Origin of the sequence: Neorhizobium sp. DAR64860/K0K1, assembly GCF_050500205.1 — a bacterium.
In the GTDB taxonomy this organism is placed as follows: Bacteria; Pseudomonadota; Alphaproteobacteria; order Rhizobiales; family Rhizobiaceae; genus Neorhizobium; species Neorhizobium soli.
Genome location: NZ_CP191458.1, coordinates 940,510 through 956,915 on the forward strand (window position 1 = coordinate 940,510; position 16,406 = coordinate 956,915).

15 protein-coding genes are annotated in these 16,406 nt (G+C 60.3%); 2 read left to right on the forward strand and 13 right to left on the reverse strand.

What is annotated here, in order from left to right; genetic code table 11:
- Positions 1 to 69: 69 nt before the first annotated feature.
- The 7 genes from ACQY1J_RS04170 to ACQY1J_RS04200 form a co-directional block, all read right to left on the reverse strand.
- Positions 70 to 690 carry a 2-dehydro-3-deoxy-6-phosphogalactonate aldolase gene (locus ACQY1J_RS04170; RefSeq protein ID WP_092664457.1) on the reverse strand — a complete coding sequence of 207 codons (621 nt, stop codon included), beginning with the start codon at positions 688 to 690 and terminating at the stop codon, positions 70 to 72.
- Positions 691 to 694: 4 nt separating this feature from the next.
- A complete protein-coding gene (locus ACQY1J_RS04175) occupies positions 695 to 1,636 on the reverse strand; it encodes a 2-dehydro-3-deoxygalactonokinase (protein WP_430249517.1) in 942 nt (313 codons plus the stop codon).
- Between the two features lie 172 nt (positions 1,637 to 1,808).
- Positions 1,809 to 2,039, reverse strand: a complete 231-nt coding sequence (locus ACQY1J_RS04180; protein ID WP_192078723.1) for a type II toxin-antitoxin system CcdA family antitoxin — start codon at positions 2,037 to 2,039, stop codon at positions 1,809 to 1,811.
- A gap of 61 nt (positions 2,040 to 2,100) precedes the next feature.
- Positions 2,101 to 3,159 (reverse strand): ABC transporter ATP-binding protein, encoded by a 1,059-nt coding sequence (locus tag ACQY1J_RS04185; RefSeq protein ID WP_430249519.1) that lies wholly within the window; start codon positions 3,157 to 3,159, stop codon positions 2,101 to 2,103.
- Positions 3,160 to 3,175: 16 nt separating this feature from the next.
- Positions 3,176 to 3,964, reverse strand: a complete 789-nt coding sequence (locus ACQY1J_RS04190) for an ABC transporter permease (protein ID WP_113110172.1) — start codon at positions 3,962 to 3,964, stop codon at positions 3,176 to 3,178.
- Between the two features lie 4 nt (positions 3,965 to 3,968).
- Positions 3,969 to 4,793, reverse strand: coding sequence for an ABC transporter permease (locus tag ACQY1J_RS04195; RefSeq protein ID WP_062576731.1), 825 nt, complete (start codon positions 4,791 to 4,793; stop codon positions 3,969 to 3,971).
- 141 nt (positions 4,794 to 4,934) lie between these two features.
- Positions 4,935 to 5,975: an ABC transporter substrate-binding protein gene (locus ACQY1J_RS04200; protein ID WP_092664467.1), complete on the reverse strand. Its 1,041-nt coding sequence runs from the start codon at positions 5,973 to 5,975 to the stop codon at positions 4,935 to 4,937.
- Positions 5,976 to 6,215: 240 nt separating this feature from the next.
- Here ACQY1J_RS04200 and ACQY1J_RS04205 point away from each other — a divergent pair, with 240 nt between their 5' ends.
- Positions 6,216 to 8,441 (forward strand): heavy metal translocating P-type ATPase, encoded by a 2,226-nt coding sequence (locus tag ACQY1J_RS04205; protein ID WP_430249522.1) that lies wholly within the window; start codon positions 6,216 to 6,218, stop codon positions 8,439 to 8,441.
- Between the two features lie 53 nt (positions 8,442 to 8,494).
- On the opposite strand, the gene ACQY1J_RS04210 is transcribed toward ACQY1J_RS04205, so the two are convergent.
- The gene (locus ACQY1J_RS04210; protein WP_430249524.1) at positions 8,495 to 10,201 is read right to left on the reverse strand and encodes a glycoside hydrolase family 13 protein; all 1,707 of its coding nucleotides are present in this window, start codon (positions 10,199 to 10,201) and stop codon (positions 8,495 to 8,497) included.
- Between the two features lie 310 nt (positions 10,202 to 10,511).
- On the opposite strand from ACQY1J_RS04210, the gene ACQY1J_RS04215 reads away from it, so the two are divergent.
- On the forward strand, positions 10,512 to 11,594 hold the full coding sequence (locus ACQY1J_RS04215; RefSeq protein WP_430249526.1) for a GH25 family lysozyme: 1,083 nt from the start codon (positions 10,512 to 10,514) through the stop codon (positions 11,592 to 11,594).
- Between the two features lie 109 nt (positions 11,595 to 11,703).
- Here the strand turns inward: ACQY1J_RS04215 and ACQY1J_RS04220 are convergent, their stop codons facing one another.
- The 5 genes from ACQY1J_RS04220 to ACQY1J_RS04240 all read right to left on the reverse strand — a co-directional run bounded on the left by ACQY1J_RS04220 (position 11,704) and on the right by ACQY1J_RS04240 (position 16,296).
- Positions 11,704 to 12,774, reverse strand: a complete 1,071-nt coding sequence (locus ACQY1J_RS04220) for an HlyD family secretion protein (protein WP_430249528.1) — start codon at positions 12,772 to 12,774, stop codon at positions 11,704 to 11,706.
- Between the two features lie 37 nt (positions 12,775 to 12,811).
- Positions 12,812 to 14,524 (reverse strand): MFS transporter, encoded by a 1,713-nt coding sequence (locus ACQY1J_RS04225; RefSeq protein WP_062454460.1) that lies wholly within the window; start codon positions 14,522 to 14,524, stop codon positions 12,812 to 12,814.
- Positions 14,511 to 14,966: a MarR family winged helix-turn-helix transcriptional regulator gene (locus tag ACQY1J_RS04230; protein WP_062576743.1), complete on the reverse strand. Its 456-nt coding sequence runs from the start codon at positions 14,964 to 14,966 to the stop codon at positions 14,511 to 14,513. The genes ACQY1J_RS04225 and ACQY1J_RS04230 overlap by 14 nt, the downstream gene beginning before the upstream one ends.
- Before the next feature lie 249 nt (positions 14,967 to 15,215).
- The gene (locus tag ACQY1J_RS04235; protein ID WP_113110177.1) at positions 15,216 to 15,449 is read right to left on the reverse strand and encodes a hypothetical protein; all 234 of its coding nucleotides are present in this window, start codon (positions 15,447 to 15,449) and stop codon (positions 15,216 to 15,218) included.
- A gap of 67 nt (positions 15,450 to 15,516) precedes the next feature.
- Positions 15,517 to 16,296 carry an SDR family oxidoreductase gene (locus ACQY1J_RS04240; protein WP_430249530.1) on the reverse strand — a complete coding sequence of 260 codons (780 nt, stop codon included), beginning with the start codon at positions 16,294 to 16,296 and terminating at the stop codon, positions 15,517 to 15,519.
- Positions 16,297 to 16,406 lie beyond the last annotated feature (110 nt).

Genomic DNA, 16,406 nt, shown 5'->3' on the forward strand with positions numbered 1-16,406 from the left:
GAACCGCTGCTTTACGCCGATTGGTCGAAAAAGGCCATGCGCGGATTGGCGCATGGCGTTGATTCGGTATCAGCTGCGGCGCATCGCCTCGATAAATAGCTTGGCCTTGGCCGCCACCGACGCAACATCGTCGCCCGGCTTGTAAAGCGATCCGCCGATGCCGAAGCCGTTCGTGCCGGCGTCGATAAAGGATTTCATGTTGTCAGGCGTAATCCCGCCAACGGCCAGAACCGGCATATCCTTCGGCAGAACTGCCCTCCAGGCCTTGATGACCATGGGCGGGATCGCCTCCGCCGGGAAGGCCTTGATGCCGGTCGCACCGGCGCCGATCGCCGCAAAGGCTTCAGACGGCGTCGCGACGCCCGGCAGGCTGATCATGCCGCGCGAGACGCTCGCTTCGATGACCGAGAGGTTCGCGTTCGGCGAGATGATGACAGTTGCGCCCGTCGAGGCGACGTCTGCGACCTGAGCGGTCGTCAGCACCGTTCCCGCACCGATCAGCGCCCTGTCCCCGAACCGCTTTTGCAGTTTCTCGATGCTCTTCAGCGGCTCCGGCGAATTGAGCGGGACTTCGATGATGCGCCAGCCGGCTTCGATCAGCGCCTCGCCGATCGGCTCGGCCTCGTCAGGCGTGATGCCGCGCAGGATGGCAACCAGATTGCAGGCTTGCAGCGCGTCTTGGAACGTCATCGAACTATCCTTCATTCGTCAGTTGCAATTGTCCGGCGATCAACTGGACGCCGCGCTTGGCGGCATCGGTTGGGCCCGGCTCTATATCGAGATCAAACAGCGGAGCGACGCGGCTGTAGCGGCTGTTGAGTACGTTGTTGCCGACAATGCCGATGGCTTCACCTGGCTTCAGCCAGCCCGCGGCACGGGCCTGCCGGAACTCCGAACCGATGACGAGACCGGAAACGTAGTCGCCGATATCGTCAGGCGCGAGAACGCCGGCGAGCACGCCGGTGCGGGCGCTGAAGACCGCAGACAGGAATGCGTCGGCAGAACGCGCGTCGCTTGCGGCAAACCCAGCACCCCGGTCGAATGCCTCCCAGCGCGGCTCGGCGCCCAGTGCAGGCTCCGATGCCTTGGCGATAAAGGAATGCTTGGTCAGCAGTGCGAAGATTTCACCGGTCGCATAGGTCTGGAAACCGGCGATCCGGCCACTCTCGACCCGTGCCCACTTGCTGTGGGTTCCAGGCAGAACCAGGGTGCGGTTCTTCTCCAGCCCGAAGCCGACGATCTGCGTTTCCTCGCCGCGCATCACATCCGGAAACGGTTTTGCCGCGGGATCGCGCATGCCGGGCAGGAAGGTGACTACCGCGCCGTTGCCAAGCGTGGTCTGCCGCGTGCCGGCTGCCAGTTCGGCAAGACCCGCGGGCGCATCGACGTAAGGCACCTCAATCCAGCCATTGCGGCTCGTGATCATGCCGCTCGCGAGGACTGGGATTGCGCCGTGCGCGTCGAACCATGCCCCGACCGTTTCCATCAGGGCGGCCTCGAAGGCCCCATCCTTAACGAACTGGATGCCGCCGCTTGTCGTATCCCGGGTATCGAGCGTTTCGCCCGTTTCAGATACGAGCGCGGCACGGAGCGAACTCGTGCCCCAATCTAGGATGATCGACTTAGGCTCTGGCATCTCTCGGTTTCCTCCCCGAACATTTTGGCCTTCGATAGCGCGGGCAGGCCCGCCTTGTCGAGAGCAAGTGCTGCGAAAAGTCATACTTTTGAGGGGCGGCTTGGCGTCGTAACCGACTAGAATCCCTGGAAGAGAGAATCCGTAGCAGCAGTCATGTCATCGAAGCGAGCCATCAGAATTGCCGGTACTTGGCCAGCGGCAATCCATGCTTTGCGATATATTCTTGTTCAGCCTTGATCGCCTCCGCATGATCGTGCCCCCAGCGTCGCTCTTTCTCCGCCTTGATGGCTGAAGCAATGCCTGTCTCGGCGGCGCGGGAGAGATCGATCGCCAGTTCCTGTGCCTCCATAATAAGCCCGGCATCGAGTGAAAGACTGGCAGCTTTGCGGTTGGTGGAAGACATCGCTCGTCCCTCAATGACGTGCCTGAAAAATAAACGCATGCCGCGAAACGGCAAGCGCGTCTCAGGCTTCGGGATCGAGGATGCAGCATTGTTCCGCGACAGGCACCAGAACGGCGCTCGTACCAGGGTCGTATGGTTCGGACAGCGCTCCATTCGCCGTGATCTCGCCGGCAACGGTCACACACTTGTATTGGTAGGCTCGGCCGAGATAGGTGCGGGTGCCAAGGGTCGCGGGAATACCTTCGCCGGACTGCCGGGCAACAAGGCCGTCGGCGCGGGTGGCCAGAACGAAATCGTCCTTGATCGCACCGAAGACATCCTGCGAGAACGACAGTTTCGCGCCGCCGGCAGCCTCGGCTGTGACGGTTGCGCCGTCGCGGGAGACCACCTTCATCGGAACGAGGTTCTCGAAGCCGACAAAACTGGCGACGAAGGCGTTGGCCGGTTTGCGGTAGAGGACTTCGGGCGTGTCGAGCTGCATGATGCGGCCTGCATTCATGATCGCCACGCGGTCGGAGATCGAGAAGGCTTCTTCCTGATCGTGGGTGACATAAAGCGATGTCGTACCGTTCGCCTTCTGCAACTGGCGGATTTCGACGCGCATGTCCACGCGCAGTTTGGCATCGAGGTTCGAGAGCGGCTCATCGAACATCAGGAGCGGTGGTTCGATGACGAGCGCGCGGGCCAGTGCCACGCGTTGCTTCTGGCCGCCTGACAGCGCCGACGGCAGGCGGTCGGCCAGGTGCGAAAGGCCGACGCGGTCGAGCATGCTCCCTGCCCGCTTGGCCCGATCAGGTTTGGCAATGCCGCGCTGCTTCAGACCGAAGGCGACATTTTCCATCACAGTCAGGTGGGGGAAGAGCGCGTAGTTCTGGAACACGAGCCCGATATCGCGGGCATGCGCCGGAAGGGTGGTGAGGTCGCGATCCCCAAGCCGCACCCGGCCGCTGGTCGGTTCCAGGAAACCGGCGACGATCCGCAGTGTCGTCGTCTTGCCGCAGCCGGATGAGCCAAGCAGCGACACGAGCTCGCCGGCCGCGACCGAGATCGACAGGTCCTTGAGGACCTGTGTCGATCCGTAATGGGCGGAAAGTTTTTCGATGGTGAGCGATACGGTCAAAAGGGTTCTACTCGTCTTACTTGGTCAGGAAGGTGAGGCCGAGCGTGGCTTCGACGATGGCCATCACGCCAACCGTCACCAGCATCAAAAGCACGGAGACGGAGGCGATGGTGGGGTCGAAAAACTGCTCCATATGGGCCAGAATTTGGATCGGCAGCGTGGAAATGCCGGGACCGGTCAGAAACACCGAGATGGACACGTCGTTGATCGAGGTGATGAACGCGAGGATGAAGGCGGCGATGACGCCGGCGCGAATGTTCGGCAGCACGACCGTCATGAAGGTCTTGAGCGGCGGGCAACCAAGGCTGATCGCAGCTTCTTCCACGGAGAAGTCGAAGGCCGCAAGGCTCGCACCGACGACGCGCACGGAATAGGGAAGAACAAGAAGCGCGTGGCCGAGGATCAGGCTCGGATAGACCGGCAGGCCGAAGCCGATGGTAATCGACTTCAGAAGCGAGAAGCCGAACACGATTTCCGGGACCAGGATCGGCAGGACGAACAGCGTGGAAAGCCATTTCGGCAGTTCGACGCGGTACCGGTTTAGCGCATAGGCGGCAGGAATACCCATCAGCAGCGACAGCGCTGTTCCAAGGATCGCCACCTGGAAGCTGGTAATCGCCGTGTTCCGGAAAGCGGAGATCTCAAAGATATTGGCAAACCACCGCAGCGTCAGCCCCTGCGGCGGAAACGTGAGGTAGGACGTGTCTGAAAGCGATGCGCCGACGATGATGACGAGCGGCGCAAGCAGGAAAAGAAAGACGAGGGCGGCGAACACGCCGAGGACGGGATGGATGCGTGTGGTCATCTTGTCATACCGCCATCGGGTTGAGGCGCCGCGCCATGCGGCTCATGATCGTCACCACGGCGATGGTGATGACCACCATGATCGCTGCGATGGTGGACGCACCCACCCAGTCGAAGGTGACCATGGCGCGCTGGTAGAGCAGCGTTCCCATCATCATCATCTGCTCGCCGCCCAGAAGCTGCGGCGTCGCGTAGGAGGTAAAGCTGCCGGTAAAGACGAGGACCGCGCCGACGATCAGGCCCGGCACGGCAAGCGGCAGGATGACCTGGAAGAATGTGGCGATCGGCGTGGCACCCAGAGAGGTTGAGGCTTCGACCACTTCGCGTGGAATGCCCTCGAGCACACCGGTCAGGGTGAGGATCATCAGCGGCACGAACAGATAGACCATCGCAACGATCACCGAACCCTCGGTGTAGAGCATGGACAGCGGCTCGGAGATGATGCCAAGCGAGATCAGCGTGTCGTTGACGATACCGTTCTTGCCGAGGATGATCAGCCAGGCAAATGAACGAACCACGACGCCGGTCAGAAGTGGGAAGACAGCAGCGATGATGGCGACAGACTTCAGCCGCCCCGGCATCCGGGCGATCACGTAAGCCGTCAGAAAGCCGATGACCAGCGAGATCGCGGTGGTGATCAGCGCGATACGCAGCGTGCGGTAGAGGATATTGGTGCGGAAGCCGCTGTTGAAGAAGGCGGTGTAGGTCGAAAAGGCGCCTTTCGGCTCACCGAACGTGGTGGCGATGGTCAAGAGAACCGGAATAACGAGAGCGACGACGACAGCAATCGTCGCCGGCATCGTCAGCCCCCATTTGGCAAAACGCTTCATGTCTGTTCTTTCAAATTCCGGGCTGCCCTGCGCCTTTTAGGCACCGGCGTTCCGGCAGCGGATGTGCTCCGCAATCCCCGCCCGGATCAGGAAAAGCCCTCTCCTTGGATCGAGGAGAGGGCTCGTCGTCTGTGACTGAGATTACTGGCCGAAAACCTCGTTCCACTGGTCGATCCAGTCGGTCTTGGCGTCGTTCAGCTTGGCGTAATCGATGCGGCCCAGCTTCGAGACCTGGTCTGCGCCATAGGTCCACATCTTGGCCTGTTCCGGCGAAAGCTCGACCTTGCTGTTGATCGGCGCATCGACGCCCTGTTCGGCTTCCTTCTGCTGAACTTCCTTCGACAGAACGAAGTTGATGAACTGGTGCGCCAGCTCGACATTTTCGGAGCCCTTGGGAATGTTGACCATGTTGAGGGTGGCGATATCGCCTTCCTTCAGTGTCGCCCAGGTCATCGTCTTGACGGCTGCCTGCATCGAAGCAAGCGTGAAATCCTGCGCCAGGGCAACGCGCACCTCGCCGGTCGAAATCAGGTTCACCAGTTCGGAGCCGGTATTGTAGTTCTTGACCACATTCGGCTTCAGCGCGGTGATGGCCTCGAAGGCTTTTTCGGAATCCTCGTAGGCATCGACGCCCGCATGCTTGCCGGCCTGCAACACGACCATCGGGCCGGCCGTTGTAGTGATGCCCGGCAGCGAGACCGAGCTCTTCATGTCGGCGCGCCACAGATCGGCCCAGGATGTAATCGCCGGATCCACCTTGGCGCTGTCATAGACGAGACCGACGCGGCCGATCGTGTAGGCCGGACCATACTTGCCCTGCGGGTTGCGGCCGAGTTCGTAGATTTCCGAAAGGTTCGGGATCTTGGATGCGTCGACTTCCTGAAACAGGCCCTGTGCGACGCCGAGCTGGGAGAAGCTGTCCGAGAGGTAGATCACGTCCACGCCCTTGCCGTCGCGCAGCTTCAGCTTGTTCAAGCGGTCGGCATTGTTGCCGGTTTCAAACACTATGTCGCAGCCGCAGATCTTCTTGAACGGCTCGATGATGTTGGCTTTCATCTTGTCGCCGTTATAGCCCCACCAGGAAATGGTGAAGGTCTTCGTCTGGGCACTGGCCGAGGCGACGCCGGAAAACGTGGCAAGAATTGCAAGCGCTGCAAACTTGGTGAGGCGATGAGCCTTCATGAGGTGATCCTTTGTCGAACAATCGGTGTTGAATTGGCTGCTCGGACAGCGCCGAGCGTAGAACGACAGTATTTTTTCATCGCTTTCCCCGCAAGCTCAATAATTGTGCACGCGCAATATCCATGTGGATATGCACTGCAATAGGAACGCACGTGTGGGCGTTTTCCCTCTTGCAGCTCTAGTGGCTAGAGGTTGTAGACACGAGAGGTGATCTGAGACGAACGGCAGGGAACCAGCACGATGACGGCAGTAAATCAGGCGCGATACAAGGTCGGCGGTATGGACTGCGCCAGCTGCGCCACCAAGATCGACACGGCTGTACGCCGCATGCCCGGCGTCGAGGATGTTTCGGTATCGGTTGCCGCGGGCACGATGACGGTCAGCCACAATGACAGCGTCGATCTTAGCGCCGTCGAAAAGCGTGTTTCCGGTCTCGGTTATCCGCTGAGACAGCTTTCGCAGCGGAATCGTTCGGCTGAGCCGGTCATTCCCGTTGCGGATCACGCCGACCATCATGATCACGATCATGGAAGCAGTCATGACCATTCCCATCATGAGCGCGACACAGCCGCCACTGAAGGCCTGCATGGGCATGACCACGGCCCGATGGAGGGCCCATGGTGGAAATCCGCCAAGGGCCGACTGACCATTATAGCCGGCCTGGCATTTGGAGTTGCCTATGGGCTCGGCCACCTGTTTCCCGCTTACGAGACCTATATTTTCACAGCCGCGATGCTGATCGGTCTGGTGCCGATCGCGCGCCGCGCCATCATGGCAGCGCTGGCCGGCACGCCGTTCTCGATCGAAATGCTGATGACGATCGCCGCTGTCGGCGCGGTGGTGATCGATGCGTCGGAAGAAGCGGCGGCCGTCGTCTTCCTGTTTCTCGTTGGCGAATTGCTGGAAGGCGTTGCCGCCGGAAAGGCACGCGACAGCATCAGGAGCCTCTCCGCTCTGGTGCCGAAGGAAGCACTTCTGGAGGAGGGCGGCCAGACGCGAACCGTGCCGGCCGAAAGCCTTGCGATCGGTTCGATCATCCTTGTGAGGCCCGGCGACCGGATATCAGCCGATGGCGTCATCATGTCAGGCCAGAGCGCGGTGGATCAGGCGCCCGTGACGGGCGAAAGCACGCCGGTTGCCAAGGGTGTCGACGATGTCGTGTTTGCCGGCACCATCAACACCGATGGCGCGCTTCGGGTGCGTGTCACCGCTGCTGCCGAAGACAACACGATCGCCCGCGTCGTTCGCCTCGTCGAGGAGGCGCAGGAAAAGAAGGCGCCGACCGAACGCTTTATTGACCGCTTCTCGCGCTACTACACGCCCGGCGTCGTTGCGGTTGCCGCTCTGGTCGCCATCCTGCCGCCCCTCTCTGCCGGCGGTGACTGGAACGAATGGATCTACAAGGGGCTTGCCATCCTGCTGATCGGTTGCCCCTGCGCACTGGTGATCTCGACGCCTGCGGCGATCGCTGCGTCGCTTTCATCCGGTGCCCGTCGTGGCCTGCTGATCAAGGGCGGTGCGGTGCTCGAGACACTCGGAAAGCTCACCGCCGTCGCCCTCGACAAGACCGGCACGCTGACCGAGGGACGGCCGCAGGTCACCGATGTCATTGCTTTCGGCCACAGCGCTGATGAGGTGCTGCGGATTGCTGCCGCGCTGGAAACCGGCTCCAGCCATCCACTTGCAAAAGCCATCCTCGCGAAAGCTGAAGAAGACGAAGTTTTCATTCCGCAGTCGAGTGATGGCAAGGCGCTCGGCGGAAAAGGTTTGACAGCAGAGGTCGAGGGACAGGACGTCTTCTTCGGCTCTCCCAAGGCTGCCGCCGAGCGGGTGTCGATGTCGATGGCGCACAGCCGCCGCATCGCAGCGCTCAATGACGAGGGCAAAACGGTTTCCGTGCTCATCGTCGGCAGCGTGCTGGCCGGTGCGATCGCCATGCGCGACGAGCCGCGCGCCGATGCCAAGGCTGGGCTCCTCGCTCTGACCGAAGTGGGCGTCAAAACAGTCATGCTGACCGGCGACAATGCGCGCACGGCAAGTGCAATCGGACAGGAGCTCGGCATCGAGGTCCGCGCCGACCTGCTGCCGGAAGACAAGAGCCGGATCGTTGGCGAACTGAAGCGTGACGGTTTCGTCGTCGGCAAGGTCGGGGACGGGATCAACGACGCGCCGGCGCTGGCTGCGGCGGATGTCGGAATCGCCATGGGCGGCGGCACGGATGTTGCGCTCGAAACAGCCGACGCCGCTGTGCTGCATGGCCGGGTGGCAGATATCGCAGCAATGATTGCCTTGTCGAAGAAGACGATGCGCAACATTCACCAGAACATCACCATCGCGCTCGGGCTGAAGGCGGTGTTTCTGGTCACGACGGTGATCGGCGTGACCGGGCTCTGGCCGGCGATCCTCGCCGACACCGGCGCAACGGTGCTGGTTACGATCAACGCGCTCAGACTGTTGCGGAAATAGGTGTGTGGCCTGCGCTTACGGGCGCAGGGCTCTCTAAGACTGAAGACTTCTCCTCATGGCATCCGGTGCAGGATGGCGAAGGCCTCATACGGCTTCAGAACCACCGTCTCACCCAGCACTTCTATCGGCTGGTAGTTGGAGATGAGGCAATTGCCGGAGATCTTCAGTTCTTTCGGCAGGTCCAGACTGACCTCATGCGCTGAAAAACTGCCGATGACGACCAGTAGGTCTCTGTCCTGTCTGCGGTTGTAGACGAAGACGTCCTTGTTGTCGTCGAGCCACGACTGGTATTTGCCGTAGACGATGACCGGATGGGATTTCCGCAAGGCAATCAGCTGGCGATAATGGTTCCAGACCGAACGCTCGTCGCTCATCGCCACGTCCGCATTGATCGACGCATAGTTCGGATTGACGCCGATCCAGGGTTCTACGGTGGAAAAACCGCCATAAGCTGCGCTGTTCCACTGCATCGGCGTGCGGGCGTTATCGCGGCCGTTCGCGTTGGCGCCCATGATGAAATCCTCCGGCGAACGGCCGGCACCCACATGCAGCTGATACATGTTGAGCGTCTCGATATCGCGATACTGCTCGATCGCGGTGAACGGCATGTTGGTCATGCCGATCTCTTCGCCCTGATAGATAAAGGGCGTGCCTTTCAGCAGATGCATCACCGTCGCCAGCATCTTGGCCGATTCCACGGGATAACCTGTGGCATCACCGTATTTCGAGACGGCGCGCGGCAGGTCGTGATTGCCCCAGAACAAGGAATTCCAGCCGTCGTCGGCCAGCGCGTTCTGCCATTTGCTCAGCACCGACTTCAGTTCGACGAGGTCGAAGCTTTTCGGCTGCCATTTGCCGTAGGTTTCATCCCATTGGCGGGTCACGTGTTCGAACTGGAACACCATCGAGAGTTCCTGCCGCTCGCGACCGGAATAGAGAAGTGCCGATGCAGGTGTGGCACTCCACGCCTCGCCGACGGTCAGGACGTTGCGGCCACCGAAGGTCTCGCGGTTCATCGCCTGCAGATATTCGTGCAGGTGCGCACCGTCGGTCACCACGCCCTGGTCCACCTGTTTGCCGATATAATCGATGACATCCATCCGGAAACCGGAAATGCCGCGTTCCAGCCACCAGTTCATCATGTCATGAACTTCGGCACGGACCTTTGGGTTTTCCCAATTCAGATCGGGCTGGCGGCGCGAGAAGAGATGCAGGTAGTATTCGCCGGTCGTCTCGTCGAGCGTCCAGGCGGGGCCGCCGAATGTCGACTGGAGATCGTTGGGAGGTCCGCCGTCAGGACCCGGCTTGCGCCAGACGTAGAAGTCACGAAACGGATTGTCGAGAGAGGCTCGTGAGTTCTGAAACCACGGGTGTTCGTCGGACGTGTGATTCACAACCAGATCGACCAAGATGCCGATGCCTCGGCGTCGAGCCTCGGCAACCAGCAGATCGAAGTCGGCAAGCGTTCCGAATTCCGACGCTATATCGCGATAGTCCGAAATGTCGTAACCGTTGTCATCCATCGGCGATTTGAAGATCGGGGAGAGCCATATGACGTCGATGCCGAGAGATGCGATATAATCCAGTTTCGAGATAATGCCCGGAATATCGCCGATGCCGTCACCGTTCAGATCGCAAAAGCTGCGCGGATAGATCTGGTAGACGGTCGAGCTATGCCACCACTGCCGTTCGAGGGGTGGCGCCGCTTCCTGGACAAGTGCTGCCAGCTGATCCTCGAGCTGATCCCGTAACTGGTCCATCCACGTCTCCTTGAGATATATTCGACAACCGAACGCCAACGCCGCATGGAGAGTTCCAAACGAGCGTATTCCGGATTAAATCAAGACTACCTGACCGATCGTGTGGTGCCCCTCGCGGGCTCATTGCGCTCACCTGACGACCTCGTGACTGAAGTGTTATCGATTTCGCCTCTCTAGACGTCATCCTGCAGGGCTTGGAGCACCTCCGTAAAGATTGCATTCAGTATTTCCCGGTAAGGTCCCGTTAGTAAACGTGCGGCGCTGATCGTCTGCTGCACGGATTCCGTTTTGTATCGAGTACGGGTTCCTTATGCGTCTTACGGCTGTATCACTGCTCGTTCTTGCCCTCGCTGCGACTGGATGTACCTCCAGCAGCGATCTGGAATCCGCTGTGCCCGCTTCATCCGGGTCTGCAAAGACGTCCCGTCTGGCTGCAAGAACGGCTCCGCTGGTTCCCGCCGTCGACGTCGGGACGACCGCCGGAATTCCGTCACCACCGCAGAAGCCATTGGCCTGGGGCGGGCCTGTGCCGCAGTCGCCGGCGTTCCGCAACATCGCGCCGGGTCCTTCGGTCGAAGCGCCAGGCAATCCGATGGTCACGACCGTCGGCATGCCGATGCCGGCTCAGCGGCCCGTATCGGCGCTCACTCCGGTTTCCCTGCCCGACATGAGGCAAGGCCTCGGGGTTTCGCCGGGTGGCCGCTCGCGGATCTACAGCCACAGCTTCCGCGATGCCAAACCGATCAATTTCGGCAAGGTCTCGCCACGCAAGATGTCCGTTCACGGCGTCGACGTCTCTCGCTGGCAGGGCGATATCGATTGGGCAAAGCTGCGGACGCAGGGCGCCAACTTTGCCTATATCAAGGCGACCGACGGCGGCGATCATCTCGATCCGATGTTCAAGACCAACTGGCGCAAGGCCAAGGAGGCCGGCGTCAAGCGTGGCGCCTACCACTTCTTCTACTGGTGCCGCGTTGCGAGCGACCAGGCCGAATGGTTCATCCGCAATGTTCCGAAAGATCCCGACGCGCTGCCGCCTGTGATCGACGTCGAATATAACGGCGAGTCGAGCTGCAAAATGCGTCTATCGCGCGCCAAGGTGCTCGAAAAGATGCAGGTCTTCATGGACATGCTGGAGCGTCATTACGGCAAGCGGCCGGTGATCTACACGGCGCCGGATTTCTACAAGGACAACCTGCGCGGCGAATTCCTCAACTACCCATTCTGGCTGCGCGCGGTCGCTCAGCATCCGTCGGTGGTCTATCCCGATCGCAGATGGGTGTTCTGGCAGTATTCCGGATCCGGCCTCTCGCAGGGCGTCGAGGGTAAGATCGATCTCAACGTCTTCCGCGGCGGCGAGGGTGATTGGCATGACTGGGTCGCCCGCAACTGAGGGGATCGACTTCAGACGATAATCGGCGAGCGCCCCGCGTCAGCGTCTGATGCGGGGCGTTTTGCTATCCGGGATATGCAGGTTCCGCTGACGCCATCGCCACTTCGGCTTAGCGCGTCTCTACCTCCGCAGCTGCGGCACCCTCCTGAGCGATATCGATCTTGGCCACGACGGACATGCCGGGCACAAGGCGGTCCGTCAGGGGCTGATCGGTATCGATGGCAATGCGCACCGGAATACGCTGAGCGACCTTGGTGAAGTTGCCGGTCGCGTTGTCGGATTTGATCACGGAGAATTCCGAGCCTGTCGCCGGGGCGAAACGCTCGATCGTGCCCGTGAACGCCTGATGACCCAGAGCATCGACCGTGAATGTCACGCGCTGGCCGACGGTCATGTTCTCCAGCTGGGTTTCCTTGAAGTTTGCGACCACCCAGACGTGATTGGGCACGAGCGAAGCGACCTGTGTGCCAACGGAAACATATTGACCGATACGGCCGGTCACCTCTCCAAGGGTTCCGTCCTGCGGTGCGATGATCCTGGTGTTTTGCAGGTCGATCCGCGTGAGTTCGACCGCGGCCTTGGCGCTTCCGACGCTCGCTTCCAGCGAACGACGACTGACGACGATCGTGTTGAGGTCCTGTTCAGCCACCAGTTCGGTCGCCTGTGCCTGGTGGAGGCTCGCCTGCGCCTGGTCATAGGCGGCGCGGTTCTTCTCCGACTCGCTTTGGGTGGTGACGTTGTTTTTGAGCAAAGTCTCGGTGCGCTCATAGGTCAGCTTGGCCGCGTTCAGTGCTGCCTGCGCACTTTCGATGCCGGCCTTTGCCGAGACGATATTGGCCTCCGCCGATTTGCGGCTTTGCTCGGAATTGTCGAGCGAAGCTTCAGCGGTGGCGAGTTGCGCCTCTGCCTGTTCGAGCTTCTGGGCATAGATGCGGTCATCGATCTTGACGATCAGATCGCCCTTCTTGACCTTCTGGTAGTCCTGCACCGGCACGTCGACGATGACGCCCGCCAGTTGCGGACTGAGCAACGTCACCTGTCCGCGGACATAGGCATCGTTCGTGGTCTCGACCGTGCCGTGGAAGGGGGGCAGGTTCCAGGCGTAAAGCACGATAAACACGCCGACGATCCCGACGATGAGCGCGACGTATGTGGAAATGGATCTGAAGGCAGCGTTCATAGCTCTGTTCTTTTTCTAAAGTGTATCGAATTGACGGTCAGGCCTGCGTGGAGGCAGACGCATGCGGTATGAGCCGATCGCGGTGGGTCCACGCGAGATGGCATACAAGCATCACGATCGCGCCGATTGCGATCAGGAAAGTCACGTAGAAGGCGTCGTTATAGGCGAGCACATAGGCTTGTTGCTGAACGGCCTTGGCGAAGGTCGTGGTGCCCTGGATCGTGCGCTGGGTCAGATCGGATGTCGACCGCGCGTAGGCGCCGACATACTGCTGGATTCTCGCCGTCACCATCGGATCGGTCGGCAGCAGGCGGGATGTCAGGATCGACGAGTGATATTGCTCGCGCCAGGTGACAAAGGTGCCGAACAAGCCGCTGCCGAGGAACGCGCCGACCTTCTGGGTGAACAGGAAGACGGCGATAAAGCTGATGACGTAGGTCAGGCCCTTCTTCAGCGCGGCGGCAAAACCCACCGCCATGGCCGGCGGTAGAAACAGACCGCTTCCGAATGCGATCATGGCCTGGCTGACATACATCTGTTCGGGACGGGTCAGGACCGTGGATTGGCTGTCCATGTAGCATCCCGCCGCAATCAGGATCAACGCGACGAGGTGGATGAAGCCTTCCCGGCCGGGCTTCATCACAAGCGCGCAGACGAGGCCTGAAATCACGCTGGCAATCAGGATCGCCCAGTAGAGCCCAGCCATCTGTTCGTTGAAGAGGCCGAGCTGTTTGAAGAAGTTGATCGCGCCTGTGGATTGCTCGGTCAAAAGCATGCGGAAGACCAGGAGAACGCCAGCAAAATGGATGATCTCGCGCGAGGTGATCCAGCGCACGTCGATCAGGTTTGTCTTGCGGTTGAGTTCGATGATCGTCATCAGAACGCCGGTGACGATCGCGACGACAAGCAGCCAGCCGAGCCAGTCCGCTTCCAACCACCAATACAGGCGGCCCATGGTGAAGACGACGGCAAGGCATCCCATGCTGGTGGCCAGAAGTGCATAACTGACAAAGTCGAGCGGCGCGATCACCTTGGCTCTTGGAGGCGAGGTGAGTGGCAGCAGGAACACAAGGCCGAACACGATCAGTGCGAGGCCCAGTTCCAGAAGGTAGAGGCCCTGAAGGTCGCGCTCGTCGAGCAGCGATGGCGACACGAGACCGGCAATCGGCGTTGCCAGAAGCAGACCGATCAGCGCCAGACAGATACCGATATTCAGCTTCTTCTCCGGCGGAAAGATCTCCAGCATGTAGAGAATTGCGATGGAGGAGACAGGCGCGGCCGCGGCTCCCGCAAAAAACCGGAGGGCAATGGCAACGCTGAGATCGTTCACCCACAGATGTGCCAGGCTGATGATCACGTAAGGGATAATGGCGATTTCGCAGAAGTTGCGGATACCGTATTGCGTGCGGACCTTGAACAGGAACAGACCAAGGCTGGCGTTGGGAAACAGATAGGCGGCCACCAGCCAGGACGCTTCGGTCTGGGTCGCTTCCATCGGGCCAGCAATCTGCTGGAGGTTGGCCGAAATCAGACTTGTGCCCAGGCCCTGCATGACCGCCGCGGCAATTGACGCGAATGCATAGAGGAGCGCAATTGGAAGCGGTTTCGGAACGAAAGCCGGGGGGGCTACAGGCGGCGCAACGGCAGGGGCCGCATCCTGCACAGCTGAGGCGGCCGATCGCCCCGCATCGGGGCTCGCATCTGAATTTTCGACGTCGTCTTTCACGACTGTTGTGTCACGTGATGACATTGAAGCTCTCCAGATCGGCAAGATTGGTGCCGATCGCGTCCAGAAGGTCGTTGGCACGGCGGATATCGTCGTGGTCGAGGCCTGCAAAAATCTGTTTCCGGATCTGGTCCGCGAGGGAGCGCACGAAGTCTGCCTGCTCCTTGCCGTGGGACGTCAGCGAGATCAGTTTCGCGCGTCGGTCGCCGGGATCGGGCCTGCGCTCGATCAGGCCGTTCTGTTCCATGCGGTCAAGCAGCCGGACCAGTGTCGCCTGCTCGAGCTCAAGCTCAAACGCAAGCTCGGTCTGTGTCATGCTCTGCTTTTTAGTCAGCCGAAACAACGCACGGGCGCGCGGATAGGTCAGGCCGTGGGCGGTGACCTGCTGATTGAACGCCGTGCGGATTTTCCGGCTTACCTTGGTAAGCGATTCCAGAAAATCAGAGCTTGCGAGATCCTGATCCATAAAAGGTTAGTGTGCTAAGTTTATGATGACCATTAGTTAGCATGCGTACTATTCCGGTTCAAGGTCGGGATCGCCCTGTCTGCCGGCTTCAGCAACGCCATTATCGCATTGCGGACCCCGTTCTGCTGCATGGGTCCGGAGTGTCCGCTCCCATACTGACGTGCCTATTCCATAGAAAATGCCGCGCTCTTGGGAAGCGCGGCAGGACTTATCGCTGTATCGCAGAAAACCTGCGGCCAGCACTTGGTGTTAGCGGCAAACCTTCGTTTCCTTGATGATCACGGCACCGTGACGCATCGTCTTGACCTTCTTCACGACGCAACCGCGGCGCTGATGATGACGGTCACGTTCGCGCATCATGCGCGGCGGCGGCGGTCCACGGCGGTCGTCGGTAACGATCGTAACGCTCTGAGCCTGTGCAAAAGGTACAAATGATACAGTCGATGTAATAGCAATAGCGGCTGCGATAATAAAATTCTTCACGTTTCCTGCCCTCCTTGATGGCGGACAGTAACGCGAATGTCATCGACTGGTTCCACGCCTTTACATCTTAGCGAAGAAGGCTTTGCCCGCCGTCGACGAAGATCGGCGTTCCAGTGATGTGACGGGAGCGATTGGACGCGAGAAACAGCACGACGTCAGCAACATCCTCACTTTCGCCTGCCTTTCCTCCGGTGATCGGAATTTCACCTGCCGGGAAAACGACAAGGACAGCCGTTTCCTCCTTGCCGCGAAGGCTTGTATTGTCGTCGATGCTTGTCCCGATCGATCCCGGGCAGATCGCATTCACGCGGATCCTGTGCTTGCCAAGTTCGAGTGCCAGTTGCTGCACCATCGCAACCTGGGCAGCCTTGGTGGCCGAATAGGCGGTAGCGCCCGGCGTTGTGAACGTGCGGTTGCCGTTGATCGAGGAGATTACGACGACCGACCCGCCCTGTTTCTTGAGATGCGGCACGGTGACGTGAAAGGATAGGTAGGTGCCGCGCAGGTTGACGCGGATCGTGGTGTCCCACTCGTCCGGCTTCATGTCGTCGATAGGGGCCCAGACGCCATTGATACCGGCGTTGATCACAACGATGTCCAGTTGGCCATAGGCTTCGACGAGATGATCAACCGCTGCTCTCATTGCGGCTTCGTCCGCAACGTCGGCATCCAGCACGAGGGCGTCGCCGCCTCCGGCCGTGATTTCGTCAGCCGTCTCTTCCAGTTCGCTGCGCGTATGGCCGAGAAGCCCGATTCGGGCTCCCGATTGGGCCAGCTTGAGCGCTGCCGCCTTGCCAATTCCAGATCCGGCGCCAGTGACCAGGGCGACCTGCGTTTTCAATTCCATGAGCACATTCCTTGCTGCGACGCGAAAATCAGCGAAGGGCAAACGGCAAACGTAAATCGTGGTTCCCAATCCGGACGTCAAAAGTGACCGCATGGAGAGACCCCCGTCGC